Genomic DNA, 403 nt, shown 5'->3' on the forward strand with positions numbered 1-403 from the left:
CAGATCGCGTTCGATGCGCCGCAGATCGGCGGCGGCCGTGTCGATCACCACGCCACGGTCCGACTCCAGCTCCACCACCCGTGTGGCCAGCCGCGAAGGGCCGAGCAGCCCGTGCACCAGCAACCGGTCGACCGTGGTCAGCGCCCGCACGATCCAGGGCGTCGCCATCGTGAACAACAGCCCCACCAGGGCGGTCACCGTGATCTCGAACGGGTTGTCGAGGTAGATGCTGTGCGCCTGGTCGCCGTACAGCTGAAGGCCGCCCTGGCCGCCGTACATCGGAAAGACCCAGAACCACAGCGGGTACGTCAGCAGCGCCCACCCGTACGCCCAGAAGTTCAGCGCCACGACGAACGCGAACACGGCCCACGGGAACTGGAGCACCGCGTACAGCAGATGCCGC

Annotated in this window: 1 protein-coding gene; it reads right to left on the minus strand. The window is 68.0% G+C overall.

Annotation, left to right across the window (positions count from 1 at the left end):
• The coding region (locus AB0C16_RS40785) for a sensor domain-containing protein (RefSeq protein WP_357691578.1) at positions 1 to 396 on the minus strand (396 nt) is incomplete at its 3' end.
• Positions 397 to 403 lie beyond the last annotated feature (7 nt).

Origin of the sequence: Nonomuraea sp. NPDC048916, from assembly GCF_040649575.1 — a bacterium.
Classification (GTDB): Bacteria; Actinomycetota; Actinomycetes; order Streptosporangiales; family Streptosporangiaceae; genus Nonomuraea.